Origin of the sequence: Chelatococcus reniformis (genome assembly GCF_014640075.1) — a bacterium.
Lineage (GTDB): Bacteria > Pseudomonadota > Alphaproteobacteria > Rhizobiales > Beijerinckiaceae > Camelimonas > Camelimonas reniformis.
On record NZ_BMGG01000009.1, the window covers coordinates 1 to 26,671 of the forward strand.

Here is a 26,671-nt window from a genome sequence, read left to right on the forward strand (position 1 = left end):
CCAGCTTGAGCAATCTTAAGGCCGGGTGCCCGCGGGTTGACCGGTGCCATCGAAGGAGCAGGGAGGATACATTTCGTCCGCCAAAGTGCGTTCGATACGCGAGGGTGACCGGGGAGGAACAACTAATGGCTGTAAGCAAAGAAGGCTGAGTTCGAGCTCTCGCCTACCGCCTGTGGGAAGAGGAGGTATTTCCGCAGCGACAAGAGCTTGAACACTGGCGGAAGCTCAAGAGCTGAGTGATCAGGAAGATAGGCCTTGATAGCGGCCGCCGAGATGTTGCGGGACGAGATCGACGCTGGGAGGACGGGGGACAAGGTGCCCTGCAGCGATCCCGCGGCGCCGCTAGGAACCGACGACGAGGCAGCAGGTACCCCCAACACCAAGGCGCAAATCGATGATGCTCGAAGGCAGGGACCGGGACGAGGAATCAAATCGGAACCTGTCGACTAAGCTACTATTCTGCACAGATTCCCAGGCTGTAACTTGGCGGTGACATTAGTTGCTGAGCTTGGGGGAGTGCACTGTGCAGATACGGCTTCGACTTCCAGAGGGAGGCGTTCAGGCACTTCGAGAGCCACCATATTAGAGTACGAGGATCGCTTGGTGCTACCAAACCCTCTCGCGCCCCTCCCCAGGGCATCGCCGGGCCGAACCGGGGCAGGCCGATCGGTGTGGCCGAGCCGTTCTTCACAGACGTTAACGCCGAGTTGGCCGACAAGGGCTTCCTTGTGACATCAACCGACGATGATCCAACGGGCTCGCTCCGGATCGCTGATGTGGATGACGTTCAGCTTGGCGTATTGCGCGATTGAGATGATGTATATGTCGATGCGCGTTACGACGGGGAGCGCTTTGGCTTCGCGCCGCGCGGAAGTCCGCGCCAATCGGATCTCATGATTTGTCGCCGGTACCTTATGCAAGCGGACCGCCGCCCGGCCACCGCCCGAGAACCGCCCGATCGCGCGGCACGCTCAGTCCATGCTGGTGCTGGAGATCGAAGAGCGCATCCGGCGCAAGCGCTATTTCTGAAGATAAGCGCCTAGTGCCTGCTGGCCTCGACCAGCATCTCGACGAATCGACGTGCGCGATCCCTGCCGAACCGGTTGAGCGGGCAAATCCCCGCCTGTGGCGCAGGATCGAAATGGAAATAGGCGACCGTGAAGCCCGCGCCGTCCTGAACCTTGAAGCTCTCGAGATACTCGACGATGTGCATGGGCCAACGGGGCGAATCAAGATCCACGGTCGGAACTCCATAGGGCGTCGCGTTCGGCAAATGTTCTCACTTTGCGATTGAGCGCAGGCGACCCGGCGATAGGCTCGCGGCCCATGTGCAACCCCTACAGCCACGCCAAAGGCTCGCAGGCGATCAGCGAGTTCGTGCGGGACATCGCGCTTCCTGGTGGGCAACCTGCCGCCGCAGCCCGGCATCTACCCGGACTACACGGCGCCAATCGTGCGCACCGCCGCCGATGGCGTGCGGGAGCTGGTGTTCGCGCGGTGGGGTCTGCCGTCGCCGCGGAAGGTGGTTGAGGAGGCTGCCGAGAAGCGCGCCGCCAAGTTGCTGCCAAGGCTGCCGAGGTCGACATGGCGGAGATGGTCCGGCGCGAGCCGGATGCGGGCGTCACCAACGTCCGCAATGCATCGAGCTCGCATTGCCGCCGCCGGCTCGGGCCGGGGTAGGTGCCTGCTGTCGTTCACGTCGTTCGCCGAGCCGGAGCCGTTGCCGGCCGGCAGTCGCCCGCCGGCCTGGTTCGCCTTCAACGAGGACCGGCCGCTCGCGGTCTTCGCCGGGCTCCACGTCCCAGGTTGGACCAGCGTGCGAAAGGCCAAGGAGGGCGAGGTCATAGCCGACCTCTATGCGTTCCTGACCACCAGCCCCGACGTGGAAGTGGGTGCCATCCATCCCAAAACCATGCCCGTCATCCTGACGACGCCCGAGGAGTGCGAGACTCGGTTTGCGGCGCCTGCGCCGATTGCGCTTGAGCTGCAGCGGCCGACGCCGGACGGAGGGCTCCAGATTGTCGCGCGTGGCGAGAACGAGGGCCGCCGCCGGCTCAGCCGAGCGCCGTTTGGACCCGATAGGGATCTTGGGCGTTGCTTTCTTCGTGATGAAGGAACGCACATGTCTGATGATGAGACGAACGTGGGCGCTCGATGCCAGGCCCGGGCTGCGTCGGGTCGGAACTCCGAGGTTGCTGACTTTGCCCAGTTGCATGGCCTAACTCGGAAGCAGGTCTATGATCTCATCGATAAGTATGGCAACGACCGGGAGAAGCTCGAGGCAGCAGCGCATGAGTTAAAGTCGGCCGGGCCAGGGCCCTGATGGTCAATGGTCTGAGCGCACGCCTTTGAACACCGGAGCCCGCAGGCTGTCGTCGCACGGATTGCCGCAATGCGCGAAGCCTGGGTGGATCTCCGACTGATCCCAGCCGTTGTCGTGGCGGTGCCACGACCAGGAGGAGTTTCATGCCCGACGATCGGACCAAGGTGGGAGCCGCCGACCGAGCGAGCGTGGCCGCCAACGAAGATTATGAGATCGACGATCTCGCGCAGAAGCACGATCTCACGCGGCAGCAAGTGCTGGACCTCATCAGCGCACACGGCAATAGCCGAGAGAAGCTCGACGCGGCGGCCGAGGAGCTGAAGCGCACCCTCGCAGCGCATTGAGGATCGGTTCAGAGGTCGGCCGGATCGCGCAGCCCCCTGAAGCTGGCGTGGCGCAAGTCGCCGTCGGACGTCCGGGCTCGATATTCCACTTCGGCCCGGAGTTCCGGCCGCACCTACACCACCGTCCGCGAACGCAGGCGGGGTATGGTCGGCTTCGGCTGGCGGATCTCGTCGAGCCGTCGCTTCAGCCTCGCCGCCACCTCCCGAGTGAATCCTGTACCGACGCCGCCGACTGACACGAGCTTGCCGTCCGCGCTCACCCCGGCCAGCCGCAGGCCACCGACGAAGCGGGCCGTCCGATCGTGGCCGCGCCGCGCCCAGATGGTCACCTTGCTCTCGTCCACCTGGCAGCAGAGGCGGTAACCATCCCACTTGATCTCGTGGCGCCAATCCGCCCGCCCCGGTGGGGATCTTGTCGACAAGCTTGGCGAGGGCCAGCGGGATCCCGCTGGGGACGGGCTGGTCGAAGGGCTTTGGCTGGCGCTTGTCTCGCTTGCGCGGCCCGTGGCGCGGCTGCGCGCCGTCTCTGCCGCCGGCGCGGCGCGCTGCTGGGTGCGTGGCTTGTCCTTGGAACCGCAGGGTCGGCCAGGGCCGACGTGCCTGGCGCAATTGGATGCGGGCCAGCGGCATGTAGGGATGGGCGCAGGGGAGGGGAAAAAAATTTAAGGCGGCCCCTTGACCCTCCATTCCGCTTTCATAAATCGATGCTCGCCAAGGCCAAAAAGGCTTGGTTCATAGGGCCGCCGTGTCATTCGGCGGCTTGTCGTACCCCATGTTGCTCGTTGGAGGATGTGGTTATGCGAACCTTCGATATGACACCCTATTATCGTTCTTCGATTGGCTTCGATCGCCTCTTCGACATGTTGGACACCGCCGCCAACCGTGCGGACTGGCCGCCCTACAACATCGAGCGGACAGGCGAGGACGCCTATCGCATCACCATGGCGGTGGCCGGCTTCAGCCAGGCCGATATCGAATTGACCCAGAACGGTAACACCCTGATTGTCGTCGGCCAGCGCGCGCAGGATGACGGCGATCGGCAGTGGCTCCACCAGGGCATTGCTGCCCGCGGGTTCAAGCAGACATTCAGTCTGGCTGATCACGTGCGTGTCGAGGGCGCTGATCTCGTCAACGGCTTGCTCTCGATCGAGCTCGTGCGCGAAGTGCCCGAGCAGCTGAAACCCCGGCGCATCGAGATCGATTCCGGCGCAGCTGCGAAGGTGATTCCGGGCCACCGTGACGAGGCGGGGCGTGAAGCGGCCAAGGCCGCGTAGCGGCCGCGCGGTCAATCAAACCCGAAACTGCGTTCCTTCACCTCCCGGCTTCGGTCGGGAGGCTTGAATGCGGAGATTGGAGATGACGTCAGAAGTTGATGCACGCACGGTTGACGAGATGAAGGTTGTCTTCGTCGCGCCGAACTACTTTTCACCGCTCGACGTTGTGCGGGACCCATCTCTAAGCGCGGCCGAAAAGAGAGCAATTCTGGCCGATTGGGCTTCAGACGCCCGTGCGCTTCCGAACCTGCCGACTTACCGCCAGCTTGACAACGGCGCCCTTCTGCAAGTCCGGGATATCATGGAAGCGCTCAATGCCCTGGACTGCGGGAACGAGCCGATGCCGTCGCCGTCATGGCCGGCGCGGCGTATGCCCGGAGCTGCCCGGGCGCGGTGGCTACAGCGGCTGCTGCGCCGCGGCGGTCGGGGCGATGATGATGATGATGACCCCCCGCCAGTGCCCGCGCGTATGCGGCGGCCGCGGCCGAGCGGTCCCAGCGCAGAGGCTGTGAGCCTTTGCGCCGCGTAGCGTCTTGCGGCTCCTCACTGCCCCGTCCCGCCCCGGGCGGGGCTTTCGCATTCTGAACCTTTCCGCTCCGATGCGTCCCGGTCAGCGACACAGCCCCGCTGCGTTCCCATGGCGCGGCCCGTAAAGAGCGGACGTTTACTTTTTCTCGATGCGATCCAGCACCGCCTCGGGTGCCACATCCCGTTTCACCTCCTCCAGTTCGCCCAGCACGCTCGTGCGAACCTTAAGATGTTCCGCAACGTCGGACAGCAGCGTCGCCATCTTGGTAAGCTCGTGCTCGGCCAGCAGGCTGATCTGCAGGTCGAGGTCGGCGCGCTTGTCCGCGACGGCAGCCATGCGGTTCTGGGAGATCAGCACGAAGGTGGAGAGGAAAATAGCTTCAACCGAGGCAACCATTGCCAGAACGACGAAGGACTCGTCCCACGGTCGAATGCCAGGGATGATGCGTAGGTTGAGCCCGATCCAGCTCCCGAAGATCAGCAGGTGCAGATAAACGAATGCCATGCTCCCGGCGAAGCGGGTGACTGCGTCCGCCGTGCGCTCAGACCAGGTCGCCGCCTTCTGCTCCCGAGCGGCACGCTCGCGCAAGGCCTCGATGTTGCGATTGAGCACCGGGGCGAGCTTGTGAGAGGCCGCCGATGGGTACGTCAGTCCGGCGCTCGGATCCTCAGCTGAGTTTGGCATGGCTTGGTCGGGCATGGTGGCTCGACAGAAATGGGCTCACGAGCCCTTAGTTCCGACGCTCCTCACCATGGCCGACTGAATGCGGCAACAGGAAAGCGTCTCGAGTGTTGCCTGCGCCTCAGTGTCCGCTGCCCGGCTGCCGACGACGTCACACCTTGCGGCTGACCTGCAACAAAGCTCGCGGGCCGGGGACAAGGTGATCCGTTGCCTGAAGGCACCTTTGCGCGTTGGCTCTGTTTACACCTTGCCGGCAGCAGTGATGCCGGGCGTGCGGCCGGAAGCCCATTCACCACCAGCCCAGATGATTGGAAGGTGAGCCATGTACGATTGTGTGATCGTGGGCGGTGGGCCTGCCGGGCTTTCGGCAGCCATCTACCTCGCGCGATTCAGGCTGAAGCTGAAGATTTTTGATGCCGGGGGTGGCCGCGCCCTCTCGATCCCCTTGGCGCGGAACGTCGCGGGCTTTCCCGGCGGCATTTCGGGCGTCGATCTCGTCGGACGCATGGAAGCTCAAGCACGCGAGTTCGGGGTGGTCGTGGTAAGGGAACGCGTCACCGACTTGGTGCGCCTGCGGGAGGGGTTCGCCGTGCAAGCGGCTACCGACACGACAACAGCAGCGACCGTGCTCCTGGCGTGCGGGGTGACAAACTTAGCGCCCAGCATAGATGGCGCGGTTCATGCCGAGGCGCTGCGCGACGGCTATATCCGCTATTGCCCTATTTGCGACGGATTTGAGGTAACAGACAAACGTGTCGCTGTGATCGGATCTGGTATTAGCGCGGCGCGGGAGGCTATCTTCCTTCGTTCATACACGACAGACACGACACTTATCCTTTCTCATCTGGATATTCCCTCATGTATAAAACGTCAAATTCATGAGAGTGGAATAGAAATTCGCGTCGGCTTGGCCGATGATTTTAAGATAAGTACAGGTCAAATCCGGTTTAATTGCGCTGGTGAATGGCTCTCGTTCGATACGATTTACCCTGCGCTCGGCTCGCGCATTCATTCGGAACTCGCGGGCAAGGTAGGCGCCGACCTCAGCGAGGAGGGGTGCATCATCGTCGATAAGCACCAGCGCACCTCTGTGGCAGGCCTCTATGCTGCGGGCGACGTCGTGAGGGGGCTCGACCAGATTGGGCATGCGATTGGCGAAGCGGGAGTGGCGGCTACTGCCGTGCGGAACGACCTGGCCGTTCGTCGGCCGCTACGGCGCTAGCCAGGATGGCTACTCACTGGCCGATTTCGAGCTGCCGGTGCGCCAGTGTCCGGCCGAAGCGGCCTTGCGTCGCGCATCCCGTCCGGACAGGCTGGTTGCGTGCCTAATCTCTCGTCGGCTTCCTCGTCGCGCCCGGAGCCCAAGGCAGCATCCAGGCGTTTTCATATGCGGCCGGCGATGAAAACACGCAGGCCAATCATCAGGAGATGTTGGTTTTCGAATCCAGCACCGCGAGCGTGCCGCCGGACTCTGCTATCGATCGGCAGGGGGTATCCTTTACCGCACCACACGCATCACACATTGGCGGAGGCATATGCATGACTGCGACTGGCGCGAACGTGGTCCGCATCGGCGAGCTGGAGCTGCGTTTCCTGATCACGAACCGGAGCGCCACGATGTTCGAGTTCCTCGTTCCGCCAAAGGCTCGCGTGCCTGCGCCTCACAATCATCAAGAGGCAGACGAGATCCTGTAGGACATAGAGGGCGTCATCACGGTCACGATCGATGGGCACAAGCAGGAGCTGGGCGAAGGCGACGCCGTTTTCATCCCGCGGGGATGCGTCCACCACCACGAGAACCTCCACGAGGGCCTCGCGCGCGCTTTGGTAACCATGACGCCCGGCACCATCGTACGCCGCTACTTCGAAGAGATTGCCGAAGTGATCAACGTGCCCGGTAAGCCCGATCTGGACAAGGCAAAGGAGATCATGCTGCGACACGGGCTCGTCCCCGCGTAGAGTGCGGTGGCCGGCGCGCCTCACGCGTGGATCGCCGCCCGGCGCCCCCGCCGCTGCCGCTTCAGCCGGCACTTTCGATGAGGCTCTCCAGCAGGCGCTTGAGGTCGTTGGTCGCTTTGTCGCCCCAGCTGTCCACGATGTGGGCCTCCTGGCTGAGCGCCAGGGAGTTGAGCCGGCGGCTCAGCGCCATGCCCCGATCGGAGCAGAAGATCAGCACCTTGCGCCGGTCCTGCGGGTCGGGAATGCGATAGACGAGGCTGTTGGCCACCATGCGGTCGATGGTCTTGGTCAACGTCGGGTGATTGAGCAGCACCGCCTCGGCAAGCTCGCCCATGGAGCGGCCGCTGCCGTCGGACAGCACCTTGAGGATGCGCCATTGCTCCACCTGCACGCCCTCGCTCTTCAGCCGGGCATCGAGCTGGCGGTTGATCTCCCGGTTCGCCTGGGCGAGCAGGTAGGTCAGATGCTCGGTGATCGGCGGGCTCGGCATCGGGCCCGGTCCTCGCGAGGGGGCTTGGGGCGGCTGCGGATCGGAAGGGTCGGTCACTGCGGGCCTGATCGACTGGAGCGGCATAAGCGAAAGGCGGTTGGCGACTTTATGTGCTCGAATTGTTGAACATTCAATATTTACTCTCTAGGCTCGACAGCATACCCGGTCCATTCAAAAGGAATGGCGGCAGCGTCGGCGCCGGCCGCCGCCGACTTCGACAAGGCCCGTCATTGATCCCGAGAGCGCGCCTCGCATGATCAGTTTGGATGCCCCTTACCACGCGTTGCGCGTGCCGCCCGCCATGCGGCACCGCGGCGGCGGGGGGCGCACCCTCCGCGACGAGCCGGGTCGCGGGCGGCACGGCAGGCTGAGGATCGGGCACTTCGTGCCTTTGTCGGGTCCAGCGGGCATCTGGGGTCCGGCCTCGCTCCACAACGCCGACCTGGCGGTGCGCGAGATCAACGCCCGCGGCGGCATTCTCGGCCGCGAGATCGAGCTTCTGACCTTCGACGCCGGGGGTGCGCCGGGTGAGGTGGCGGGGCTTGCGTGCGATGCCGTGGGCTTTGGTGAGGTCGACGTCATCGTCGGCGGCCACATCAGCGCGGTGCGCGTCGCCCTGCGCGACGCGATCGCCGGCCAGGTGCCCTACGTCTATACGCCGATCTACGAGGGCGGTGAGCGCACCCCCGGCGTGCTTGCCATCGGCGAGACCCCGCCGCAGCAGTCCAGGCCGGCGATCGCCTGGCTTGCCGAGCAGCGCCGGGCGCAGCGTTGGTACCTGATCGGCAGCGATTATGTCTGGCCGTGGCTGTCGCACCTCGCGGTCAAGCAATACATCGCTGAAGCCGGCGGCCGTCTCGTGGGTGAGGATTTCGTGCCCCTCGGCGCGCACGATCACGACGTCTATCTGCGCCGCATCGAGGAGGCGCGGCCCGACGTGGTGCTGATCTCGATCATCGGCAACGACAGCGTCATCTTCAACCGCGCCTTCGCCGAGCGTGGCCTGGCCGCGCGCATGTTGCGGCTCGGCGGCGCCATGGACGAGACCGTGCTGCTCGGCATCGGCGCCGACAACACCGAGAACATGTTCGCCGCCTCCGGGTATTTCGCCAGCACCCGCACAGCTGCCAACGATGCCTTCCGCGAGCGCTACTTCGGCGCCTTCGGCCTGCACGCCCCAGTCCCGGGCGCGACCGCCCAGTCCAACTACGAAGGCCTGCACTTTCTGAAGGCACTGGCGGATCGGGCCGGAACGCTCGACCTCTGGCCGCTGGTCGCGGCGGCCGACGGGCTGACGTATTCCGCTGGCCGCGGGCCGATCGGCATGGGGGGACGCGGCGCCGACATGCCGATCTACCTTGCGGAAGCCGATGGTCACGATTTTCGGCCCCTCAAGCTTTTTTGATCATTTCATAGGCAGGCCGTCTGCGTCTTGCTGCGAATTGATACTTGAAACGCGAAATATTTCGATGTGAATTAACTCTGCGGGGTCGGGAACGGCCTTGCGCGGGCCGGGTCACCACCCGGACTCCTTCCGCTCGGCCTGCCCGCCGCTCCAGGCGGGCCGACGCCGTTCGCAGCCTGGAGCATTTCGCCATGGGAGGAACTCATCCGATGGCGCGGAATGCTCCAGGGCTTTGAATCTGGAGCGCGTCTCGGCGATGGGTAATGTCATCCCATCGCGAGGCGCTCCAGGGCTTGTCCGGTCGGACGATCTCATCCGATCGGCGGACTACTCCGACCTTCGCATCTGGAGCGCGTCTCTCCGGTTGGACAGCCCAATCGTCCGGCGCCCCAGCCCGCCAGAAGCAGAACAACCGGGAGAACGATCTTGGCCTTGGCAGTGCACCTTCCGACGCCCGATCAATTGCGGGATGCCGCCGACGAATGCGGCCTGTCGCTGACCGACGACGATGTCGCCTCGTTCCGAGGCCTGATGCAGGACTCGGTGAACGCCTATAACGCGGTAGCCGCCATGCCGGACGAACTGCCGCCGGTGCGCTATCCGCGCACGCCGGGCTACCAGCCGTCGGGTGAGGAGAACAGCCGGAACGCATGGTATCGCAAGGCGGTCGTCAAGGGCGCCTCACGCGGCAAGCTGAAGGGCAAGACGGTCGCGCTCAAGGACAACATCATGCTGGCCGGCGTGCCGATGATGAACGGCTCCTCGACGCTGGACGGCTTCGTGCCCGATTTCGACGCGACCATCGTCACGCGCATGCTCGATGCGGGTGCCGAGATCGCCGGCAAGGTGCATTGCGAATCCTTCTGCATGTCTGGCGGCAGTCACACCAATTCGACCGGGCCCGTGCACAACCCGCACAAGATGGGCTATTCCGCCGGCGGCTCGTCGTCGGGCAGCGGCGTCGTAGTGGCGCTCGGCGAAGTCGACATGGCCATCGGGGGCGACCAGGGGGGCTCGATCCGCATGCCGTCGTCGTTCTGCGGCACCTACGGCATGAAACCGACGTGGGGCCTCGTGCCCTACACGGGCATCATGCCGATCGAGATCTTCGTCGATCACACCGGACCGATGACCGCGAACGTGGCCGACAACGCACTGCTGCTGGAGGTCATCGCCGGCGACGACGGTTACGATCCACGCATCAAGGCGCCTAAGGTTCAGGAATATACCAAGGCGCTCGGCGGCGGCGTCAAGGGCATGAAGATCGGCATCGTCAGGGAAGGCTTCGTCCAGCCGGGCGCGGAGGCGGCCGTCAACGAGAGCGTCAAGGAGGCGGCCAAGCGGTTTGCTGCGCTGGGCGCCACGGTCGAGGAGATCTCGATCCCCATGCATCTCGCCGCCGGCGCCGTGTGGATGCCGATCGGCACCGAAGGCATGACGCAGACGATGATGTACGGGGACGGTTACGGCCTCAGCCGTTCGGACCTCTACTCGACGGCGCTGATGCAATATCACCGCGGCTGGCGCGGGCAGGCCGATTCCCTGTCCGAGACCACGAAGCTGATGCTTCTGTTCGGCACCTATATTCACAACAACTTCGGCCCGCGCTTCTACGGCAAGGCGGTCAACCTGTCCCGGCGGGTCACCGCGGCGTATGACAAGGCGCTCGCGGAATACGACCTGCTGTTGATGCCGACCACGCCGATGAAGGCCACCAAGCTGCCGGACGCCGACGCCAGCCGCGAGGATTATGTCGCCCGCGCCTTCGAGATGATTACCAATACGGCGCCGTTCGACATCACCCATCACCCCGCGATGTCGCTGCCGTGCGGCATGGTAGACGGGCTGCCGGTGGGGCTGATGCTGGTCGGCAAGCATTTCGACGAGCCGACGATCTACCGGGCGGCCCATGCCTTCGAGCAGTCGGGAGACTGGAAGACGTTCTGAGCCTCCCGGCGAGGTGAAGATCAGGTCGAGACAAAAGGCGCGCCGGGGCTGAGGATCCGCTGGAGCCGGCCGTTTGCCCGGCGGGCGTTGGCACCGGTCTTGCCTCAAGATCGCGCTCGGAGCGGCAGCGGGGCGGGCCGGAGGTCGCAAGATCAGCCGTTCCGCTCCGACCACAGGCCAAGATCGCAGGCGATATGGAACAAGTACTTTCGGCCCTCTTCGAAATTGCCAGCTTCGGCGCGATCGTCGTCCTCGTCGTGCTCGGGCTCGGCATCATCGCCAGCATGATGGGCATCTTCAACTTCGCCCAGGGCGAGTTCGTGCTGCTCGGCGCCTACGTCACCTACGTCGTACATGCCGCCGGGCTTCCGGTGTGGCTCGGCATGGTGGCGGCGCCGTTCGCCGTCGGCGCCCTGGGCTTCGTGCTCGAACGAACCGTCGTGCGCCGCTTCTACGCGGCGCCGATCGTCGCCATGCTCGGCACCTATGCGCTCGGCCTGATCATCCGAGAGATCGTGCGCGGCCTGATCGGCGGCCTCTACATCTCGGTGCCGGAGCCGATCGGCGGCTCGATCAACATCGGCAATATGCACTTCTCCACCTGGCGGTTCATGATCATCATCATCACCGCGCTGGTCATGGTGGGCAGCTACCTGCTGCTGGCCAAGACCAGGTTCGGCCTGAAGATCCGTGCGTCGCTGGAGAACCCCGGCCTGGCGCGCGCCTCCGGCATCTCCACGCCGGCTATCTACGGCGCCACCTTCGCCTTCGGCGCGGCGCTGGCGGGTCTCGCCGGAGCGCTCGTGGTGCCGGTGTTCTCGCTCTTCGCGGACCTCGGCATCCGCTTCCTCATCCAGGGTTTCGTCGCCGTCATGGTCGGCGGCGTCGGCTCCTTCGCCGGGCCCGTGGCCGGCGCCGGCCTGATCGGCGTGCTCAGCGCGGCCCTGCCGTGGGTGATCGCCCCGGTCGCCGCCGACATCCTCGTCTTTGTCCTCGCCATCGTCTTCGTCAAATTCCGGCCGCAGGGCCTTATTGCCGGCAAGGGGATCTAAGCCCATGACCCACCACGACCATCTCATGAGCCGCCGCCGCTTCCTCGGCAACTTCGCGTTCACCGCCGGCGCGATCGCCACGGGCACGGGGAGCTGGGTGATCAATGCGGATTGGGCCAATGCCGCCGACGGGCCGATCAAGGTCGGCATCGCCACCGACCTCACGGGCCCCATCGCCTACTCCGGCAACTCCGACGCCAATGTCGCCCGGATGGTCGTCAAGCAGATCAACGACGCTGGCGGCATCCTCGGGCGGCCGTTGCAGCTGTTCATCGAGGACACGGCGTCGAACGAATCGGTCGCCGTCGGCAACGTCCGCAAGCTGATCCAGCGCGACAAGGTCGACGTCGTCGTCGGCGGCATCACCAGCTCGATGCGCAACGCCATCAAGGACGTCATCGTCGCGCGCGGCAAGACCCTCTACATCTACCCGCAGCTCTACGAGGGCAAGGAGTGCACGGCCAATCTGTTCTGCACCGGCCCGACCCCGGCGCAGCAGTGCGACGAGCTCATTCCGTGGCTGGTCAAGAACGGTGGCAAGAAGTTTGCGTTACCGAGCGCCAACTACGTCTGGCCACACGTGCTCAACGAATATGCGCGCAAGGTCATCGAGGCCAACGGCGGCGAGGTGGTGTTCGAGGAGTATTACCCGTTAGATCAGATCGACTTCAGCGCCACCGTCAACCGCGTCATCTCCAACAAGGTCGATGTGGTCTTCAACACCATCATCCCGCCGGGCGTCGGCCCCTTCTTCAAACAGCTGTACGAAGCGGGTTTCCTCAAGAATGGCGGCCGTCTCTCCTGCGTCTACTACGACGAGAACGCGCTGAGCATCAATCAGGCCAACGAGATCGAAGGGCTGGCCAGCTGCCTCGACTACTTCAAGGCCCTCGACAAGTCAGATCCGGTCAGCGCCAAGATCCAGGCCGAGTACGACAAGATGTTTCCGGGGACCTTCCAGTTCACGGCCGGCAGCGCTGCGACCGGCACCTACCGCGCCCTGAAGCTCTGGGAAGCGGCGGTGAAGGAAGCGGGCAAGCTCGACCGTGTCGGGGTGGCGGCGGCGCTGGATCACGCCAAGATCGCCGAAGGGCCGGGCGGGCCGGCGGAGATGGTGCCCGGCAAGCGCCACTGCAAGATGAACATGTACACGGCCGTCGCCAAGGGCGGCGCCTATGAGATCGTCGCGCGCAGCGCCGGCCTCGTCGATCCCAAGGAGTGCTGACCGGCATGCCGCTCCCCTTCGTCATGGCCGGGCCCGGCCCCGCCATCCATCGACCGGGCCGTGTCGGCCCGTCCCGGCGGGCGGAAGGTGGGGTTTGCGAGCCGCCGGACGGCCGGGTCCAGCCCGGCCGTGACGCGGCCGGCGGCCGCTCGAGCCACAGGTGAGCGAGATGGCCAACGAAACAGTCTCGCCCGAGGCGCTGCCCCGCGCCAGCTCCGCCGCGCCGGCCAAGGCGCGGCGTGTCCTGCCCATCATCGAGATCGTCGTGCTGGCGATCGCGCTCGTCGTGCCGTTCGTGCTGGAAGACTACCTGACGATCTTCGCCACCCGCGTGCTGATCCTGGCGCTGTTTGCGCTGAGCTTCGATCTGGTGTGGGGCTATGGCGGCATCATGAGCTTCGGCCAGGCGCTGTTCTTCGGCTGCGCCGGCTACGGGGTGGCGCTGCTGGGGCGCGACCTCGACGTCACGTCGATCCTGCTGGTGCTGCCGGCGGCGACGCTCATCGGCCTCACCGCGGCCCTGCTGATCGGCGGCTTCCTGCTGCTCGGGCGCAACCCGGCGAGCGTGATCTTCGTGTCGCTCGGCACGCTCACCGGCTCCTACGCCGCCGACCGGCTGGCACGGGGCTGGTACTACCTGGGCGGCCAGAACGGCATCCCCTCGATTCCGCCGATGTCGCTCGGGCAGCACGATATCGTCGAGGGCCTGGAGTTCTACTATCTGGCCTTGGGCATCCTGATCGTCTGCTATCTGCTGTGCCGCTTCCTGGTGCGCTCGCAATTCGGCCTGGCGCTCACCGGCCTGCGCGAGAACGAGGCACGCATCACCTTCTTCGGCTACCAGGTGCAGCATCTCAAGGCCATCGTCTTCGCGCTCGGCGGTGCCATCGCGGGCCTCTCCGGCGGGCTCTACGCCTTCCATGAGGGGTTCGTGTGGCCCAATATCCTGGGCGTCGTGTTCTCGACGCAGGTCGTGCTCTATGTTCTGTTCGGCGGCTCGGGCACGCTGATCGGTGCGATCATCGGCGCCGTCGTCATCGAGGCCGCCAGCTTCTGGCTCTCCAATACCTTCCAGGAGATCTGGCCGATCATCCTGGGCGTCCTGCTGCTGCTGGTCATCATGTTCCGTCCGGCAGGGCTCATCAGCCTCATCGTCAGCGAGCGCGAGCGCGTGGGCAGCTTCGGCCAGCCCGGCCGCAGGGGGCGGTGATGGCGACCGGCATGGTAACGGCAGAGGCCCCGCCGGCCGGCCGCGGACAGGCCGCGGCGGCGGAGCCGCTCCTCGCGGCGGCCGACATCGTCAAGGTCTTCGGCAAGCTCACCGCACTCAACGGCGCGTACCTCACCGTGGCCCCAAACGAGTTCCATGGGCTGATCGGGCCCAACGGCTCGGGCAAGAGCACGCTGATGAAATGCGTTGCCGGCGCGGAAACGCCGACCACCGGCAGCGTCCGCTTCGACGGGCGCGACATCACTGCCGCATCGCCGGCAGAGCGAGCGAGGGCAGGCCTCAGCCTCAAGTTCCAGATCACCAGCGTGCTGCCGGCGCTGACGCTCTACGACAACATCCTGCTCGCCTTGCAGGCGCGTACGTCGCTCGCGGGCCTCGTCTTCTCGCGCACCCGCGGGGTGCTGCACGACCGCGTCATGGGCATGCTGGAGCAGTTTCGCCTGGCCGATCGCGCTGGCGAGCCGGCCTCGGCTCTCTCCCACGGCCAGCAGCAATGGCTGGAGATCGCCATGGCGCTGGCGCCCGAGCCCAAGCTCCTGCTGCTGGACGAGCCCACCGGCGGCATGAGCCTGGAGGAGCGGCGCGTCACCGGCGAATTGTTGCAGCCGATCCGCGCCCACTGCTCCCTCGTCATCGTCGAGCACGATCTCGACTTCATCAGAGACATCTGCGACCGCCTGACCGTGCTCGACCAGGGCAGCGTCCTCGACAGCGGCACTGTGCAGCACATCCAGGCGAGCCCGCAGGTGCAGGAGGTCTATCTTCGCCGTGCCTGACGATCCCCACGACCTCTTCCTCGACCTGCGCAATCTCAGTACGGGCTACGGCCGCAGCCAGGTGCTGTTCGACGTCACGTTGAGCGCGCCCTGGCGCGGGGGCGTCGCCATCCTGGGCCGCAACGGGGCGGGCAAGACGACACTGATGAAGGCGATCGTGGGTGAACTCGGCGCCTGGAGCGGCAGCGTCGGTCTCGATCGCCGGGATATCACCAAGCTGGCGACCGAGCAGCGCATCCGTGGCGGCATCGGCTATGTGCCGCAGGAGCACTCGGTGTTCGGCCGCCTGTCCGTGCGCGACAACCTGGCCGTCGGTGCCCTGACCAACCAGGACAAGCGCGCCGTCGACCGGGTGCTCGAGATCTTCCCCAAGCTCGGCGCGCGGCTCGACCAGCCCGCCGGCACCATGTCCGGCGGTGAGCGCAAGATGCTGGCCATCGCCCGGGCAATGCTGTCCGAGCCCAAGCTGCTGCTGCTGGACGAGCCGACCGAGGGCGTCTGGATCGGCGTCATCGAGGAGATCACCGAGCGGCTGATCCTGCTCGCCAAGGACATCGCCGTGGTCGTGGTCGAGCAGCACCTCGATCTGGCGCTCCGCGTCGCCAACATCGCCTACGTGCTCGACCGCGGCCGCGTGGCGCTCGCCGGCTCGGCCGAGGCGGTGCGCGACGATCCGGCCCTGGTGCGCTACCTCGCGCCCTGAGCGCGAGCGCGGCGGCACGGCAGGGTCAAGATGGCGGCGGGGCCGGGCGGATCACCACGGTCGCCGACATGCCGGCGGCAAGCGCCAAGTCGGCCGGCAGGTTTTTCAGCGCGATGCGCACGGGAATGCGCTGGGCGAGGCGGATCCATTCGAAATTGGGGTCAACCGAGGCGAGCAGGCCGCCACCGGCCGCCGTGGGATTGGCGATGGCGCGGCTCAGCCCCTGCACCGTGCCTTTCAGAACGGTATCGCCGGCCATCAGCTTCACGTCCGCCTCGCTGCCGTTCTTGATGCCGGGAAGCTTGGTTTCCATGAAATAGGCATAGACGTAGAAGGAATCGCTATCGACCAGGGCGAGCACACCGGTCCCGCTGGTCGCGTAGTCGCCGACGGCTGCGGTGAGATTGGTGATGTAGCCGTTCGCCGGCGCGCGCACCGTGCTGCGCCGCAGATTGAGTTGAGCGGTGGCAAGCCGCGCCTGGGTGAGTTGCAGCGCTGCTGCCGCTTCACCAGCCTTGGTGCGCGATGTTTCGACCGTTTCGGCTGCGATCGCGCCGGGATCGCGCGCAAGGATCTGCTCGTCCCGCCGCGCGTCGTCCTGCGCCAGCTTCAGCGTCCATTGGCTTTGGGCCGCGGCCGCCTGCGCTTCGTCGACCGCCAGGGCGAAGCGCTCGTGGTCGATGACGAACAGCACGTCGCCCTTCGCGACCTTCTGGTTGTCGACGACGTTGATCGCCGTGATGAGCCCCGAGACGTCCGGTGCCACTTCGACGACGTTGGCCTGAACGCGCGCATCCCGCGTCCAAGGCGACAGGACGTAGAAGGTCCACAGCCACCAGCCGACGAGCACGGCGGCGATCACGGCAGCAAGGGTGACGGCGATACGCAGTGCCGTCGTCATGACCGACCGACCGTCCCGAGAAACACCACGCCGCCCACGAGCAGCACGTAGAGCGCAAGATTGAGCAAGGATCGATGCCAGACGAAGCGGTACAGGCCGGACCGGCCGAGCAGCCAGCGAAGCAGCGCATAGGGCACAAGCGCGGCGCCGGCCCAGAGCACGGCCGGCGGCAGGTAGAAGCCGAGAAGCTCGACCGTCCCAAACACAGCGAGGCTCGGCGCGCCCATGGTCAGTCCTCGGCGAAGCTGCGCTCAAGATAAGCACGATCGATATAGAAGCGGTCCGCGATGAAGCGCAATGAGGCACCGGCATGCAGCAGCAGCCGCGCCGCCTCGCCGGGCGCCAGCGGGCGCCCGGACAGATCGGTGCAAGCTTCGGTGACGAGCGCCTCGGCCGCCGCGAGGTGCGCCTGGCGATCGGCCCGGCTGCCGGCGAGCTTCTCCAGCGCCCCGGCGAAACGATCAAGGAATTGGCCGAGCGCCTCGGCTGCATCTGCGGGCATGGCGGCCCGCGATCTGATGGAGTCCAGCCGGCCGAGCTCGATAGCAATGGATGCCGCGCCGAGCGTGCCGCGGAAGAAATCGTCTTCGCCCGCACGGTCGAGGGCAAGGCGCGGCAACAAGTCGGCGAGAGATCCGACGATGGCGTCCGCAGCCTGTCGCGGCGCCGTCGTGCCGCGCGCCACCGCCGGCAACACCGTGCCGATGGTGTGCCGCCAATTCCGGTCTCGTCGCGCCAGGGAGGTGACGGGGATGGCGGCGATGACGGCGAGGCATCCCAGCATGCCCAAGATCAGCGCCGCCGCGCCACTCACGAAAGCTGCCTCATCCGGCACGAAGAGGTTGCCGGTGCCGATCTCCGCAATGGTGAAGCCGCCCAGCGCGATGCCGGCCCAGGCATGGCTCGGAGTGCCGGCCATCAGGCCCGCCGGCAAGAGCAGCAGCAGCAGAACGATGGCCAGCGCCCCGAACCCCTGAAGCTGAGGCAGCACGAAGACCATCGTCGCGTAGGCGACGGCGATGCCGACGCAGCTCCAGACCACGTAGGTGCGCGCCGCGGCCAGCGGATTGTCCTGCTTGACCGCGAAGAAGAGCATGATCGCTCCGCCCGAAACGACGGTGAAGCCTTGGCTCCAGCCCGTCGCCATCCAGACTGCGCTGAGCAGCAGGATGGCGAGTGCGGCTCGGGTGGCGAGCAGCAACGCCTCCCGCCGGCCTTGAGGATCGTCTTGTACACGCCGGCGCGCCGCAAGCGCCCGCCCGCTACGCAGGCTGCCCTCCTCGATCACCACCACCATGACCAGGCCGTGGAGAAGCTTGCGGACGCGGCGCAGGATCAGCAGTCCGTTGGCGAGCGGGTCGAAGGGGGCCGCTCCGGCCATGCCTTCGAGCTCGGCCACGGCGCTGTTCAGCGTGGTGCGGGCGGCTGCGAGCTCGCGGCGCAGGCGAGGCGCGTCACGCCACACCGCAGTCTCAGAGCCGAGATCCTCCAGCCGCGCCGCGATCGCCTCCAGGGCCGGCCGCAGCCGCGCCAGCACGGCCTGCCCGCCCGTCTCGCCGAATTGGTCGAGGCGGACAAACAGACCCCGTGCCACGGAGAGCACGACGAGAAACTCGCGGACGGTGCGCTGGAGCCGGTACTGGTCGGCTTGCATCTCCCGCGTCTCGAACAACGCGTACGAGCACAGGGCGTCGAACGAAACCACCTCGGCCACCATGCGCCGCCGCAGCTCGGCGAAGACGGCCGGCGGTGTGGTCAAATGCAGCGCGGAGGCGACGTAGCGAGCCAGACCGTGGAAGGTGCGCGCCAGCGCCTCGCGCAGGGCTTCGCCTGCATAGCGGGGGAGAATCGTCGTGCTCGCCAGGGTGACGCAGGCGATGCCGATGAGGATTTCCGTGGTGCGGTCAGCGGCGATCGACCAGGCGTGGACCGGATCGGTCGAACCCTCGTAGGCGACCAGCACCATCGTGTAGCCCGCCAGGAGCGCGCCATAGGAGGCATAGTTGCGCAGCTGGGCTCCGATGTAGAAGCTCGCCCCGACGGCCATCGCCGTCGCGGCGACGAGCAATTCGGCCGCCTGCGAGAACAGCGCCACCAGCACCAGTCCCAGCAGGCCGCCGCTCAGGGTGCCGACCGTTCGCCAAAGACCCTTGCCCAGGGCGGCGCCGACGGTCGGCTGCGCCAGCAGATAGACCGTCAGCGTCGCCCATTGCGGATCGCTCAGCTCGAGCCAGTAGGCCAGCGCCAGCGCCGCGATGGCCGCCACGGCCGTGCGCAGTGAAAAGACGACGTTTCGCCAGCCGACATCGACTGAGGCGAGATTTGGAGAAGGACGGGCCGTCGTCCCTTGGATGCTCATGGTCCGGTATCACCGCGATCGCCGCCGCCCACTATGATGCCGGCTGCGTCCGGGCGCGAGCCGATCTGCGGCTCGTCCATCTGCTCAGGTCCAGGATGACGCCTGCGAAGGTCCGGCCGCGGCCTTCGGCGCGCCGGCGGGGCCGTCACATCTGATCGGGCCGCGCCTGCGCCGGTGTGCCGGACGAGGCGATCAGCAGGGCCCGCAGTTCCCCAGCCAAGCGATCCCGTTCGGCGCCGGCAGCCGCCGCTGTCAGGAGCGCTAGCGCCGAGGTCTCGGCGGAGCGGCGCAAGCCGCCGTCGTCGAGGCCGCCGCTGGCCCAGGCGAAGAGAGCGCCGAGATAGGCGATGTGGATCTGGCGTCCTAGCACATCGGCGTTAACGGCGCGGTCGATGTCACCCTCGACCTGCCCGGCGGCGACCGAAGCGGCGTAGGCCCCAGTGATGTCGCGGCCCAGGTGAGCGCCGCTGAACACCGCCTGCGGGATGCGTACGATGAGCTGACGGTAGAGCCGGCCGTCGGCAACGAACATGTCGGCCGAGGTGCGCACGCAGTAGAGCACGCGCTCGACGCCGCTCTTGGCGCTGCCGGAGGCGAGGCCCTCGCCGATTTTGTCGAGCAGCGTCTCGATCACGGCGAACACCACCGCGTCGACGCCGCCGATCAAATTGTAGATCGTCTGCGGCGCGACCTCGGCGGCTTCCGCAACTTGCTGGAGCGATACCGCTTCGATGCCGTGCCGCCGCCACAGCGCGGCGGCGGCCGCCACGATCTCGGCCCGCCGTCGCTCCTTGCCGCGCGCTCGCAAGCCGCTTCTTGACATTGGTTCCAATTCCAAGTTTGGATCTGAATCCATAAAACACCTGCGCCCCGATTAAGAGCGCCTGATCGATGGGCACGCAAGCCTCGATCTCGGCGCGATCACCGGCGGACGGGGGTGGCGAAGGAGGACGACGCCCGGCCCGTGGCTTGCCCGGCTCATCGACAAGAAGACAGGCGCGCGTCCGTCGATCGCTCGAAGGCGAGCCGGCGCACGACGACGCTCCAGCCGGCGAGGACATGGCCGCGGCTTATTGCGCTGCGAGGCCTGCGATGAACGGACAGTCTCCATCGACCGCGGCCGAGCCGCTGTTCAACCCTCTGTCGCCGGAGCTCATCCGCGACCCGTACCCGTTCTACCGGCGCTTGCGCGAGCTCGACCCGGTGCATCGCTCACCGCTCGGCTTCTACGTCTCGAGCCGCCACGCGGATGTCGCGGCCGTGCTGCGCGACAAGCGTTTCGGCAAGGACTACGCCGGCCGTATCGCGCGCCGCTTCGGCGAGCAGATGCTCGATGAGCCGGCCTACCGCATCATGGGCCACTGGATGCTCCAGCAGGACCCGCCGGTTCACACGCGGTTGCGCGGCCTGGTGACCAAGGCGTTCACCGCGCGCGCCGTCGAGGACATGCGACCGCGCATCCAGCAGATCGTCGACGATGCCCTCGACCGCGTCATCCCGGAGGGCGGCATGGACGTGATCGAGGATTTCGCCTTCCGCCTGCCGATCACCGTCATCTGCGAGATGCTCGGCATTCCCGAGGACGAACGCTCGCTGTTCTTTGCCGGGGCCCGCGCCAGCGGCCGGCTGCTCGATCCCGTGCCGCTGAGCCGCCAGGAACTCGACGAGGCCAATGGCGGCATGAAGGTGATGGCCGACTATTTCGAGCGGCTGTTCGAGTTCCGGCGCCGCAGCCCGGGCGACGACCTGACCACCCATCTCGTCCACGCCGAGGAAGAGGGCAGCAAGCTCTCGAGCGAAGAATTGACGGCCAACGTCATCCTGCTGTTCGGGGCCGGCCACGAGACCACGGTGAACCTCATCGGCAACGGGCTCTTGGCGCTGCACCGCAATCGCGATCAGCTCGACAAGCTCGAGGCCGAGCCCTCCCTCGTGGCGGGCGCGGTCGAGGAGCTGCTGCGCTACGATTCCTCGGTGCAGGTCACCGGCAGGGTCGCGCTGGAGGACGTGACGGTCGGCGGAACGGAGGTCAAGGCCGGCGAGAACGTCCTGTGCCTGCTCGGCGCCGCCAATCGGGATCCGGATGCCTACGCCGAGCCCGACCGGCTGGACGTCACCCGCACCAACGTGCGCCCGCTGTCGTTCGGCGGCGGCATCCACTTCTGCCTCGGCGCCCAGCTGGCGCGCATCGAAGCGGAGGTGGCGCTCGCCACGGTGCTGCGCCGGGTGCCGGACCTTGAGCTCGAGAGCATCGATAATCCCGACTGGCGCCCCACCTTCGTCCTGCGCGGCCTGAAGACCTTGCCGGCCCGCTGGTAGCACGGGCTCCGCCGTCTTCCGCTTCCTGCGCGTTGCTCCGCCCCTCGGGGCGGGGTACACACGACGAACAAAATAAAAGCGACGGACGGGAGAGAGACGGCATGGATCGGCGCGATTTCTTGACGGGCGCGGCGCTCGGGGCAGTGGCGGTGGCCATGCCGGCGATCGTCAGGGCACAGGCCAAGCCGGTCCGCATCGGCGTCATCCAGCCCATGAGCGGGGGCCTCGCGGCCTACGCCACCGAAGGCCAGCCGGTGTTCGAATACATGATCCGCCAGGTCAACGAGGCCGGCGGCATCAAGAGCCTGGGCGGCGCGAAGATCGAAGCTGTGCTGGCCGACGACACCAGCCAGCCGGCCCGCACCGCCGCCGAGGCGCGGCGTCTTGTCACCGAGGGTGACGTGGTGATGCTGACGGGCTCGATCCTGTCGGCGCAGATGCTGGCGCTGACGCCGGTGGTCGACGAGCTCAAGATCCCGACCCTGTCGATCTGGGCGGGCGGCGTGAAGTCGCCTTACATGTATTCGCTCGGCTTCCCCTACGACCAGGGCTACGCCCAGTCGCTGGCCTCGTTCATCATCGCCATGAAGAAGGACTTCGGCTTCAAGGTCGACACCGCGGCCATGGCCTACTCGAACTACGAGGCCGGCCAGCAGGTGAACAAGTTCCTCAAGGAGAAGCTTGCGGCCGCCGGCATCAAGGTGGTGGGCGACGTGCCGCTCGACACCAAGGCGCAGGACCAGACGGCGGCCATGGTGCTGATCCGCTCCATGAAGCCGGACGTGGTCACCGGCCTGGTGACGCCGCGCGACGGCATCCTGCTGCACCAGGCCCGCTTCAACCTCGCCTATAACGACAGCGTCTTCGTCGGCGGCACCGGCGGCTATTCCGACAGCTCCCTGTGGAAGGAGCTGGGCCCGGACATCGGCACCAAGGTGCTGACCCGCAATCTGTTCGGCATGACCGGGTTCTCGGCGGGCGCCAAGCTTCCCTCCATGCAGGCGATCGTCAAGGAACTGGAGGGGGCCAACCTCAAGGTGCCGATCGGCCAGGCGGCGATCCAGGCGGCCCAGGCCGTGCGGGTGATCCAGGTGGTGCTGGAGAAGGCCGGTGCCACCGATCCGGAGGCGCTGCTCAAGGGCCTCAAGGCCTTCGAGATCCCGTTCGGCGACCCCGCGCTCTACCTCGCCCGGTCCAAGGGGCTGCGCTTCGGCGAGGACAGGATGCTGGTCGACAGCTCGGCGCTGATGATCCAATGGACGCCGGAGAAGGCCCAGGAGGTGGTCTTTCCCGCGGAGTTCGCCCAGGTGAAGCCGCGGCCCAAGAGCTGAGCAGGGCTGCGGCATGGCCTCGGCTCTCGCGACGCCAATCCTCGCCGTCGACAACGTGGGCCGGCGCTTCGGTGGCCTGAAGGCGGTCGACGGCGTCAGTTTCACTGTCGCTCCCGGCGAGATCCTCGGCATCATCGGCCCGAACGGCGCCGGCAAGACGACGCTGTTCAACCTGATGTCGGGCTTCCTGGCGCCCTCCGGCGGCAACATCCGCTTCAAGGGCCGGTCGATCGTCGGCGTCAGGCCCGACCGCGTGGTGGCCATGGGGCTGGCGCGCTCGTTCCAGATCGTCCAGGTCTTCGCCGGCATGAGCGTGCTCGACGTGGTGACCACGGGGGCGCTGCTGCGCCATCCCATGCGGATCGCCGTCGACAAGGCCGAGGCGGTTCTTGTCCGCGTTGGTCTGGCGGGGAAGGCTACCGCGACGCCCGATACCCTGTCGCTGCAGGACAAGAAGCTGCTCGAGCTGGCCAAATGCCTGGCGACCGAGCCGGAGCTGATCCTGCTCGACGAGGTGATGGCAGGCCTCACCCTGGGCGAGGCCCAGGTGCCGCTCGCCATCATCCGCGAGCTGCGCGGGCAGGGGCTCACCTTCGTCATGGTCGAGCACGTCATGCCGGTGATCATGGCCTGCGCCGACCGGATCGTGGTGCTGAACTTCGGGGAGAAGGTGGCCGAAGGCTCGCCCCAGGAGATCATCGCCGATCCGCGGGTCAAGGACGCCTATTTCGGGGACGAACCACATGAGTGAGGTCGCGCCCGTCCGGGGCGGGACGCCGGCGGCGGCCGGGGCGCCGCTGCTCGAGGTGCACGGTCTCACCGCCGGTTACGGCACCGTCCCGGTGTTGAGCGAGGTGTCGCTCGAGGTCCGTCAGGGCGAGCTGGTCGGCCTGCTGGGAGCCAACAATGCCGGCAAGAGCACGCTGATCCAGTCCCTGTCGGGGCTCGTCATGCCGAGCGCCGGGCGCATCGTCTTCGCCGGCGAGGACGTCACGCGCCTCGGGCCCGCCGAGCGGGTGGCCCGCGGCATCGTCCAGGTGCCCGAAGGCCGCCTGGTGTTCCCGCAGATGAGCGTGCGCGACAACCTGCTGCTCGGCGGCATCAACGGCCGCGCCCGGCCGGCGCGGCCCGAGCGGCTGGAGCGGGTGCTGACCTTGTTCCCGCGGCTCAAGGAGCGGCTCGGCCAGGACGCCGGCACGCTCTCGGGCGGCGAGCAGCAGATGCTGGCCATCGGCCGCGGCCTGATGGCCGACGGCCGCCTGCTGACGCTGGACGAGCCGTCGCTCGGCCTGTCGCCGCTGTTCGTCCAGTACATCTTCGAGATTATCCGCCAGCTCTCGGCGGACGGTCTCACCATCCTCCTGGTGGAGCAGAATTCCGGGCTGACCTTCCGCCACGCCGCCCGCTGCTACGTGCTCGAGCGCGGCCGCGTCGTGGTCTCGGGCGACAGCGCGACGGTCAAGGCCGATCCCGCCACCCGCAAGGCGTACCTCGGCCTATGAGCATGCCCGTGCTTTGTCCCTTTGGCTCGATGGCCGAGCTTGGCGGATCGAGCCAAGCCACGATGCAGCGGAGCGCAAACGCGCTCGTCGCGCAGCACGGCGATCTCGACGGCCAGGCGAGGAGGGCACCCCTCTCCCCGCGTGTGGGGAGAGGGCAGGGTGAGGGGGCTTCGACGCGTTGCGTGACGGGTCTCGAGCATGGTCACGAACGCCCCCTCACCCGGCTTGCGCTTGCGCGCAGTCCGACCTGTCCCCGCGAGCGGGGCGAGGTTTGCGGGCTCGACCGCCATCGCTCTCACGCGGACGGATCGAGGCATCGAGACCTCGGCGCGGGGGAAGGGAGGCGCGCATGGACATCCTGATGCAGGCGCTCGTCCAGGGCCTGCTCGTCGGCAGCACCTACGGCATCGTGGCGCTCGGCCTGGGGCTGATCTTCAGCGTCTCGGGCGTGGTCAACTTCGCCCATGGCGATTTCCTGGCGGTCGCGCTGTTCCTGAGCTCGTCCCTGTTTGCCGCCTTCGCGCTCGACCCCTACGTCTCCGTCTTCATCACCCTGCCGGTGCTGCTGGCCGCCGGGGCGCTGCTCTACCGCCTGCTGATCCGGCCGGTCATCGGCGGGCACATGCTGATGGTGATCCAGCTGACGCTGGGTCTCAGCCTGATGCTGCAGAACGGGCTGCTGATGATCTACGGCGGCCAGCCCTTGCGCGTGCCGTCGATCATGGAGACCAAGCTCCTCATCGTCGGCAATGTCGTCATGCGCTGGCCACTGATCGTCGCTTTCCTGGTGTCGCTGGTGCTCGCCGCGCTGCTGTTCGTCATGCTCGCCCGGACCGACTTCGGCCGCAGCATCCGCGCGGTGCACCAGAATGCCAAGGCGGCCGCACTCATGGGCATCGACGTCGCCAGGGTGCGCACCCAGGTCTTCGCGCTCGGCGTCGGCCTGCTCGCCATCGCCGGCGCCCTCATCGTGCCGGGCACGCCGCTGTCGCCGGGCATGGGTCTTCGCTACACGGTGATCACCCTGCTGGTGCTGGTGCTCGGCGGCATGAGCAACTTCGCCGGCATCCTGGCGGGTGGCGTCGTCATCGGCCTCGCCGAAGCCATCGGCACCATCTACGTCACCGGCATCCTCGGCATGATCCTGCCGTACCTGGTGTTCGTCGTCATCCTGCTGTTCCGCCCGGCCGGGCTGCTGGGGAGGGCCGCATGAAGCCGGACTTCTGGCGCATCGCCCGCTCGCCGGTGGCCCTCGGCCTGCTGGCGCTCGCGGCCCTCCTGCCGCTGGTGCTGCCCGGCTACTACCTGCACATCGCCACGCTCACCCTGGTCTATGCGGCGCTGGCGACGGCGTGGAACCTGGTCGGCGGCCTCACCGGCCAGATCTCGCTCGCCCACAGCCTGTTCGTCGGCACCGGCGCCATGCTGGCGAGCGCGCTGCTCGTCCACTTCGGCATCAACATGTGGCTCGGCGCGCTGATCGCCGCCCTGCTGGCGGCCGCCATGGGGATAGCCATCGCCTTCATCGACTATCGCTTCCGCCTCGGCCACCTGTCGTTCGCGCTGATCACGCTAGCCTTCGCCGAGATGGCGGAACTGGTGGTGGTCGGCTGGGATTTCCTGGGCGGTGCCTCGGGGCTCTACCTGCCGCGCGATACGGGCGATCTGGCAGCCTTCCAGTTCGGCGGCCTCAAGGGCTATTTCTGGCTGATGCTGGCGCTCGCCGTCGGCTGCATCCTGGTCAACCTGGCCATCGTCAACGCCCCGCTCGGCTACCGCCTGCGCGCCATCCGCGACAACGAGGACGCGGCTCAGGCGCTCGGGGTGCCACTGCTGCGCAACAAGGCGATCGCCATGGCCATCTCGGCGGCCCTCACCTCGCTGATCGGCACGGCCTATGCGCGCAGCGCCACCTTCGCCGACCCCTACATGCTGGCCTCGCCCGTCCTCACCATCGAGATCGTGCTGATCGCCACGGTCGGCGGCCTCGGCACCGCCTTCGGCCCGCTGGTCGGTGCGCTGCTGCTGGTGCCGCTGGGCGAATTCCTGCGCGGTCATTTCGGCGGCTCCTTGCCGGGCCTACACTATTTCATCTACGGCGCCTGCGTCGTCGCCGTGGTGCTGGCCCTGCCGCAGGGTGTCGGCCCGGCACTGGCGCGGCTATTGCGGCGGCGCGGGGTCAAGGATCCCAAGATTGCAGCGGGCGAGAAGGGGCCGTCGCGGCGATGAGCTGTCTGACGCGCCCGGCGAGATCCGAACTCGCGACTGGCGGCCCACGTTTTCGCTATAGCAAAGCTGCCCGTGGCTGACGAATGGCTGG

Annotated in this window: 25 protein-coding genes and 3 pseudogenes; 20 read left to right on the plus strand and 8 right to left on the minus strand. The window is 66.9% G+C overall.

Going from position 1 to position 26,671, the window contains the following annotated elements:
* Positions 1 to 158 precede the first annotated feature (158 nt).
* Positions 159 to 236, plus strand: a pseudogene (locus IEW34_RS31145) (DUF2934 domain-containing protein); the annotation flags it as partial.
* 345 nt (positions 237 to 581) lie between these two features.
* Positions 582 to 981, plus strand: a pseudogene (locus tag IEW34_RS22765) (NADH-quinone oxidoreductase subunit B); the annotation flags it as partial.
* A gap of 58 nt (positions 982 to 1,039) precedes the next feature.
* Here the strand turns inward: IEW34_RS22765 and IEW34_RS22770 are convergent.
* Entirely contained in the window at positions 1,040 to 1,240 is a 201-nt protein-coding gene (locus IEW34_RS22770; RefSeq protein WP_210324566.1) for a hypothetical protein, read from the minus strand.
* Positions 1,241 to 1,399: 159 nt separating this feature from the next.
* On the opposite strand from IEW34_RS22770, the gene IEW34_RS22775 reads away from it, so the two are divergent.
* Together IEW34_RS22775 and IEW34_RS22780 are read left to right on the plus strand one after the other, a co-directional pair.
* Positions 1,400 to 2,323 carry an SOS response-associated peptidase family protein gene (locus IEW34_RS22775; protein WP_308424394.1) on the plus strand — a complete coding sequence of 308 codons (924 nt, stop codon included), beginning with the start codon at positions 1,400 to 1,402 and terminating at the stop codon, positions 2,321 to 2,323.
* A 143-nt stretch (positions 2,324 to 2,466) separates the two neighbouring features.
* Positions 2,467 to 2,667 (plus strand): DUF3606 domain-containing protein, encoded by a 201-nt coding sequence (locus IEW34_RS22780; protein ID WP_188611535.1) that lies wholly within the window; start codon positions 2,467 to 2,469, stop codon positions 2,665 to 2,667.
* An 8-nt stretch (positions 2,668 to 2,675) separates the two neighbouring features.
* Here the strand turns inward: IEW34_RS22780 and IEW34_RS22785 are convergent.
* Positions 2,676 to 3,011: pseudogene (locus tag IEW34_RS22785) on the minus strand (ATP dependent DNA ligase).
* A 453-nt stretch (positions 3,012 to 3,464) separates the two neighbouring features.
* On the opposite strand from IEW34_RS22785, the gene IEW34_RS22790 reads away from it, so the two are divergent.
* The gene (locus IEW34_RS22790) at positions 3,465 to 3,941 is read left to right on the plus strand and encodes an Hsp20 family protein (protein ID WP_188611537.1); all 477 of its coding nucleotides are present in this window, start codon (positions 3,465 to 3,467) and stop codon (positions 3,939 to 3,941) included.
* A gap of 664 nt (positions 3,942 to 4,605) precedes the next feature.
* On the opposite strand, the gene IEW34_RS22795 is transcribed toward IEW34_RS22790, so the two are convergent.
* Entirely contained in the window at positions 4,606 to 5,169 is a 564-nt protein-coding gene (locus IEW34_RS22795; RefSeq protein WP_188611538.1) for a DUF1003 domain-containing protein, read from the minus strand.
* 304 nt (positions 5,170 to 5,473) lie between these two features.
* On the opposite strand from IEW34_RS22795, the gene IEW34_RS22800 reads away from it, so the two are divergent.
* Both IEW34_RS22800 and IEW34_RS30695 read left to right on the plus strand, forming a co-directional pair.
* Positions 5,474 to 6,373: an NAD(P)/FAD-dependent oxidoreductase gene (locus IEW34_RS22800; RefSeq protein ID WP_188611539.1), complete on the plus strand. Its 900-nt coding sequence runs from the start codon at positions 5,474 to 5,476 to the stop codon at positions 6,371 to 6,373.
* A gap of 521 nt (positions 6,374 to 6,894) precedes the next feature.
* A complete protein-coding gene (locus tag IEW34_RS30695) occupies positions 6,895 to 7,110 on the plus strand; it encodes a cupin domain-containing protein (protein WP_244642184.1) in 216 nt (71 codons plus the stop codon).
* A gap of 61 nt (positions 7,111 to 7,171) precedes the next feature.
* On the opposite strand, the gene IEW34_RS22810 is transcribed toward IEW34_RS30695, so the two are convergent.
* A complete protein-coding gene (locus IEW34_RS22810; RefSeq protein WP_188611540.1) occupies positions 7,172 to 7,600 on the minus strand; it encodes a MarR family winged helix-turn-helix transcriptional regulator in 429 nt (142 codons plus the stop codon).
* A gap of 301 nt (positions 7,601 to 7,901) precedes the next feature.
* Here IEW34_RS22810 and IEW34_RS22815 point away from each other — a divergent pair, with 301 nt between their 5' ends.
* The 7 genes from IEW34_RS22815 (at position 7,902) to IEW34_RS22845 (ending at position 15,939) form a co-directional block, all read left to right on the plus strand.
* Complete coding sequence (locus IEW34_RS22815; RefSeq protein ID WP_244642185.1) at positions 7,902 to 9,005, plus strand: substrate-binding domain-containing protein; 1,104 nt, start codon at positions 7,902 to 7,904, stop codon at positions 9,003 to 9,005.
* 432 nt (positions 9,006 to 9,437) lie between these two features.
* Positions 9,438 to 10,952: an amidase gene (locus IEW34_RS22820; RefSeq protein WP_188611862.1), complete on the plus strand. Its 1,515-nt coding sequence runs from the start codon at positions 9,438 to 9,440 to the stop codon at positions 10,950 to 10,952.
* Between the two features lie 194 nt (positions 10,953 to 11,146).
* Positions 11,147 to 12,004: a branched-chain amino acid ABC transporter permease gene (locus tag IEW34_RS22825; RefSeq protein ID WP_188611542.1), complete on the plus strand. Its 858-nt coding sequence runs from the start codon at positions 11,147 to 11,149 to the stop codon at positions 12,002 to 12,004.
* A 4-nt stretch (positions 12,005 to 12,008) separates the two neighbouring features.
* Positions 12,009 to 13,229 (plus strand): substrate-binding protein, encoded by a 1,221-nt coding sequence (locus tag IEW34_RS22830; protein WP_188611543.1) that lies wholly within the window; start codon positions 12,009 to 12,011, stop codon positions 13,227 to 13,229.
* A gap of 169 nt (positions 13,230 to 13,398) precedes the next feature.
* Positions 13,399 to 14,439, plus strand: a complete 1,041-nt coding sequence (locus tag IEW34_RS22835) for a branched-chain amino acid ABC transporter permease (RefSeq protein ID WP_188611544.1) — start codon at positions 13,399 to 13,401, stop codon at positions 14,437 to 14,439.
* 11 nt (positions 14,440 to 14,450) lie between these two features.
* On the plus strand, positions 14,451 to 15,236 hold the full coding sequence (locus tag IEW34_RS22840) for an ABC transporter ATP-binding protein (protein WP_188611545.1): 786 nt from the start codon (positions 14,451 to 14,453) through the stop codon (positions 15,234 to 15,236).
* Positions 15,229 to 15,939 (plus strand): branched-chain amino acid ABC transporter ATP-binding protein, encoded by a 711-nt coding sequence (locus IEW34_RS22845; protein WP_188611546.1) that lies wholly within the window; start codon positions 15,229 to 15,231, stop codon positions 15,937 to 15,939. Before IEW34_RS22840 ends, IEW34_RS22845 begins: the two co-directional genes overlap by 8 nt.
* A gap of 25 nt (positions 15,940 to 15,964) precedes the next feature.
* Here the strand turns inward: IEW34_RS22845 and IEW34_RS22850 are convergent, their stop codons facing one another.
* The 4 genes from IEW34_RS22850 to IEW34_RS22865 all read right to left on the minus strand — a co-directional run bounded on the left by IEW34_RS22850 (position 15,965) and on the right by IEW34_RS22865 (position 20,022).
* Positions 15,965 to 16,840, minus strand: coding sequence for an efflux RND transporter periplasmic adaptor subunit (locus tag IEW34_RS22850; RefSeq protein WP_188611547.1), 876 nt, complete (start codon positions 16,838 to 16,840; stop codon positions 15,965 to 15,967).
* Positions 16,837 to 17,067, minus strand: a complete 231-nt coding sequence (locus IEW34_RS22855; protein ID WP_188611548.1) for a DUF1656 domain-containing protein — start codon at positions 17,065 to 17,067, stop codon at positions 16,837 to 16,839. Before IEW34_RS22855 ends, IEW34_RS22850 begins: the two co-directional genes overlap by 4 nt.
* A gap of 2 nt (positions 17,068 to 17,069) precedes the next feature.
* Complete coding sequence (locus tag IEW34_RS22860; RefSeq protein ID WP_188611549.1) at positions 17,070 to 19,199, minus strand: FUSC family protein; 2,130 nt, start codon at positions 19,197 to 19,199, stop codon at positions 17,070 to 17,072.
* A 145-nt stretch (positions 19,200 to 19,344) separates the two neighbouring features.
* A complete protein-coding gene (locus IEW34_RS22865; protein ID WP_188611550.1) occupies positions 19,345 to 20,022 on the minus strand; it encodes a TetR/AcrR family transcriptional regulator in 678 nt (225 codons plus the stop codon).
* Between the two features lie 269 nt (positions 20,023 to 20,291).
* Between IEW34_RS22865 and IEW34_RS22870 the strand changes: the two genes are divergently transcribed.
* The 6 genes from IEW34_RS22870 (at position 20,292) to IEW34_RS22895 (ending at position 26,580) form a co-directional block, all read left to right on the plus strand.
* Complete coding sequence (locus tag IEW34_RS22870; protein ID WP_188611551.1) at positions 20,292 to 21,518, plus strand: cytochrome P450; 1,227 nt, start codon at positions 20,292 to 20,294, stop codon at positions 21,516 to 21,518.
* A 101-nt stretch (positions 21,519 to 21,619) separates the two neighbouring features.
* Positions 21,620 to 22,849, plus strand: a complete 1,230-nt coding sequence (locus IEW34_RS22875; protein ID WP_188611552.1) for an ABC transporter substrate-binding protein — start codon at positions 21,620 to 21,622, stop codon at positions 22,847 to 22,849.
* A gap of 13 nt (positions 22,850 to 22,862) precedes the next feature.
* On the plus strand, positions 22,863 to 23,600 hold the full coding sequence (locus IEW34_RS22880; RefSeq protein WP_188611553.1) for an ABC transporter ATP-binding protein: 738 nt from the start codon (positions 22,863 to 22,865) through the stop codon (positions 23,598 to 23,600).
* 46 nt (positions 23,601 to 23,646) lie between these two features.
* The gene (locus IEW34_RS22885) at positions 23,647 to 24,351 is read left to right on the plus strand and encodes an ABC transporter ATP-binding protein (RefSeq protein ID WP_188611863.1); all 705 of its coding nucleotides are present in this window, start codon (positions 23,647 to 23,649) and stop codon (positions 24,349 to 24,351) included.
* Between the two features lie 349 nt (positions 24,352 to 24,700).
* Positions 24,701 to 25,564: a branched-chain amino acid ABC transporter permease gene (locus IEW34_RS22890; protein WP_188611554.1), complete on the plus strand. Its 864-nt coding sequence runs from the start codon at positions 24,701 to 24,703 to the stop codon at positions 25,562 to 25,564.
* Positions 25,561 to 26,580, plus strand: coding sequence for a branched-chain amino acid ABC transporter permease (locus IEW34_RS22895; protein WP_188611555.1), 1,020 nt, complete (start codon positions 25,561 to 25,563; stop codon positions 26,578 to 26,580). Before IEW34_RS22890 ends, IEW34_RS22895 begins: the two co-directional genes overlap by 4 nt.
* The last annotated feature ends 91 nt before the right edge of the window (positions 26,581 to 26,671 follow it).